Consider the following 4,659-nt stretch of genomic DNA (forward strand, 5'->3'; position numbering starts at 1 on the left):
AGCTCTAGGCCAGTTAATGTTTTACTTGCTTCGAGAACTACACTATCTGGGTCCGGTGTATACATATTTGTAAACGAGACTGGTCCATCAACATAATTTGAACTAGCTATTAATTGACCTTTACCATTGTCTGTAACCGTTACATCCACTCTGAATTCATTTGCATCATAAGTTACGCCACCTTGACTACCTTTGACTTCACGAACCGTATAAGTGTGTTCTCCAACTTCATCATAGGTAATTTCATCAAAGATAACTTGACCTGTTGCATTATTTCCTACTGTCTGAAGAATTCTCCCATCTGCATTCACTAATTCAAATGCGAATTGATCCGCTACTAGATTTTGGCCTTCTAGAATTTTATCTGCTTCTATGACAACACTGTCGGAAGCTGGAACATATTCGTTTGTGAAGTTAGCTGGTCCTTTGGTATATCTTGAAGTAGCAACTAAATTCCCTTCGCCATTATCTTCGACTATTACATTAACTGGGAATTCATTTGCATCATAGGTTACGCCACCTTGACTACCTTGAACTTCACGAATCGTATAGGTATATTCTCCGACTTCCTCATAAGGGATTTCGTCAAAGGTGACTTGACCTACTGCATTGTTGGTTTTTGTTTGAATGACTTTCCCTGCACTATCAACTAGTTCAAATTTAAACTGATCGTTAACAAGCTCTAGGCCAGTTAATGTTTTACTTGCTTCGAGAACTACACTATCTGGGTCCGAAGTATACGTATTATTAAATACAGCTGGTCCGTCAATGTAATTTGTCGTTGCAACTAAGTTTCCTTTACCATCATCTTTGACGGTTATATCTACTTTAAAATCAGAATCATCGTAAGTTACGCCACCTTGACTACCTTGAACTTCACGAATTTTATAGGTGTGTTCTCCAACTTTATCATAGGTGATTTTATCAAAGAAAACTTGCCCTTCAACGTTATTTTTACTTGTTTGAATGACTTTTCCAACGTTGTCTACTAGTTCGAATTCAAATTGACCTTCCCGTAGTTCTTGCCCGTTTAATACTTTACTTGCTTCAAGAACTACACTATCTGGGTCCGGTATATACGTATTTGTAAACGAAGCTGGTCCATCAAAATAACTTGAACTAGCTATTAATTGACCTTTACCATTGTCTACAACTGTCACATCCACTTTAAATTCATTTTTATCATATTTTACTCCACCAAGATCACCTTGAACTTCACGAATCGTATAGGCATATTCGCCTGCCGTTTCATATTTTATTGCTTCAAAGTTGATGTCGCCTTGTGTATTATTGTTTACTGTTTGAAGAACTTTCCCCTCCATATCCACTAATTCAAATGCAAATTGATCCGTTACTAATGTTTGACCTTCTAGTATTTTTTTAGCTCTGAAATCAACAATAGCTGGTGCTGCTACATATTGGTTAGTAAATATAGGTTCTTCATTGTATTCAATAGTTGTTTCTAATTGTCCTTTTGCATTATCGGTTACGATAACTGTTGCTGTATAACGTGTTTCGTCGTATGTTACACCGCCTAGCTTGTTGTTTACTTCTTCAATATAAAATACATATTTGCCTGGCTCTGTAAACGTTAATGCATTGAAATTGATTTGGCCTTTGGCATTATTGGTTGCTGTTTGGATGACTTTTTCATTTTCATCTAACAAGTTGAATTCAAAATGGTTTTCTCGTAAATTTTGTCCTTCTAACTTTTTAGAAGCTTTTATTGTTGCTAGGCCGTCATTTGCCTTATAACTGTTATTGAAAATAACCTCTCCATTACTATATACGGTCTTAGCATGTAAGTTTCCTTCTTTATCATCAGTCACTGTAACGACAACTTCGTATTCAGTTGAGTCATACGTTACGCCACCTTGAGTACCTTTAACTTCGCGAATCGTATAAGTGTGTTTTCCAACTTTATCATAAGTGATTTCATCAAAGATGATTTGACCTGTTGCATTGTTTCCTACTGTCTGAAGAACTTCTCCATCAGCATTTACTAAATCAAATGCGAATTGATCAGCTGCTAACTCTTGGTCTTCTAAGACTTTTTTGGCTTTTAACTCAATGCGGACTGGAGCTGGAACATACTTATTTATGAAAGCAGCAGATCCATTCTCATATTTTGCAGTCGCTACTAACTTTCCTTGACCATTATCGACAACATCGACAACAACTGCCTTTTCAGAATCGTCATATGTGATACCATTTTGAGCACCTTTAACTTCACGAATCGTATAGGCGTATTCTCCAACTTCCTCATAAGAAATTTTATCAAAGGTGACTTGACCTACTGCATTGTTGGTTTTTGTTTGAACGACTTTCCCAGCACTATCAACTAGTTCAAATTCAAACTGACCGTTAACAAGCTCTAAGCCAGTTAATGTTTTGCTTGCTTCAAGCTCTACACTACCCGATTCAGCTGTATACGTATTTGCAAATACTACTGGTTTATCACCATAATCCTCAGTAGCTACTAATTGACCATTTCCATCATCTGTAATGGTTACCTTAACTTTAAATTCAGTTGGATCGTAAGCAACGCCACCTTGACTACCTTTAACTTCACGAATCGTATAGGTGTGTTCTCCAATTTTATCATAAGTGATTGGATCAAAGTTGATTTGTCCTGTTGCATTATTTTTACTTGTTTGAATGACCTTGTCTGTACTATCAACTAGTTCAAATTCAAACTGGCCGTCCATGAGTTCTTGACCTGTTAATACTTTGCTTGCTTTAAGCGCTACACTACCTGATTCAGCCGTATACGTATTTGTAAATACTACTGGTTTATCACCATAATCCTCAGTAGCTACTAATTGACCATTTCCATCGTCTATAATGGTTACCTTAACTGTGAATTCTGCTGGATCGTAATCAACTCCACCTTGATCCCCAACTACTTCACGAATCGTATAGGTATATTCGCCTGCCGTTTCATAACTTATTGCTTTAAAGTTGATGTCGCCTTGAGCATTATTTTTTACTGTCTGAACGACATTTTTTTCAGCATCTACTAATTCAAAGGCAAATTGGTCTGTTGCTAATTCTTGTCCTTGAAGTATCTTTTTAGCCTTAAACGTAACACTTGTCGGATCGGCTTTATACGTATTTGTAAATTTAGGAATATTGTTCTTTTCATCATAGGATACAGCCGGAATTAGTTTTCCGTCTTTATCGTTTGCTACCGTAACGGTTACGTTACGTGGCTCAAGATCATACGTTACGCCATGTAGTTTACCTTCTACTTCACGGATTTGGTACTGATACGTACCTATTTCTGTATAAGATAATTCTTTAAAAGTGATCTTCCCTTTCGAATCATTTGATTGTGTATCGATTACTTTTCCATCTTTTAATAATTCAAAAGTAAATTGACCTTCTTCTAATGACTTATTGCCTTCTAATAACTTAAGTGCCTCTAAGATCACTGATACAGGTTCATATTCATTGATGATGGTTAACTCATTACCTGCTGCTGATGCATGTCCATTTTCAGCTGATTTCCAATTTGAATTTGTTAGGGTAGCTGTATAGCCATCACCAGTTTTAGCATAGCCGATCATAAAGTAAATTGGTTTTTCAAGTTTCTTGAAACCGTCTGGCGCTTTTGTCTCAGTCAGAATATAACGACCTGCACGAATATCACCAGAGATATAAACCCCTTTTTCATTTGTTACAATTTCTGCATCAATTAAGGAGCTAACATTATTGATGTTGACACTTTCAAGCATAAATTCAGCGCCTTCCAGTGATACACCATCTGAATTTTGCTTAGTCAATTCAAATTGGACTGTTCGACCGCTGCCGCCGCCGCCATAGAACCATTGTTGAGAACTAGTTTCACTTACTTGCTTATCGATTGAACGTTTCTCTTGACCGCCAAGTAATTCAATCGTATTGGTTACTTTATACGACCCAATTAAATGGTCATCAAGACGTGTAGAGTACGATAAATGAATAGGAGTTGTAAGATTTTTATTGAATTCGATAGTAAAGCTGCGATTATTCTCAGCAAAAGTTAAGGTGTAGAGATTAGATGAAATTTCAATTCCCTTAGCATTTGTTAGTTTAAGTGTATCTTTCACATATGTTGAGTTATCAATCAAAGTATCTACGATTTTTGCATTATTGATGGTTAACCCAAGTGGATTTACAACCGCTGTCCAGTCACCATTTTCAGTTTCTGGATTCTGAGTACCTGTTTTTGATGAACGATTATTTGTTCCATCATAAAAATAATTAATAAAAGCACGTGCATCGTCAGTCTGCTCAAGTTTAGTTCCCGGCTGGTTGGTTAGCTTTGTATAATTATTGTATTGGTTAATATTAGTAGGATCTTCTGACGGGTATTTTACTATCTCAGTTTGATAACTAATAGTGTATTGATAAGGTCCATCCGGGAACTCAATTTTAAAGTCGTTATCATTCGCAGTGATTCCAACTAACTTTTCTAATGGAACTCCATCAGCACGCGTTACAACAATGGAATCAGCAATCAATCGTTGATCTGCAGGAATCTTATCCTCAAGCAGCGCATTCACTAAGTTCACATGTTGGCTCGTCTTATTATCATTAGCATAGATTTCCCAATGGATTCTATTCGGTTTTGCTGCTTTATCAATACTTAAAGCTTTTTTACTTACGCTTAATTCT

The 4,659-nt window shown here is 36.4% G+C and carries 1 protein-coding gene; it reads right to left on the reverse strand.

Going from position 1 to position 4,659, the window contains the following annotated elements:
- On the reverse strand, positions 1 to 4,659 hold a 4,659-nt coding region (locus RT405_RS08560; RefSeq protein WP_313469113.1), incomplete at both ends, for a Spy0128 family protein.

Source organism: Carnobacterium sp., assembly GCF_032094055.1.
Classification (GTDB): Bacteria; Bacillota; Bacilli; order Lactobacillales; family Carnobacteriaceae; genus Carnobacterium_A.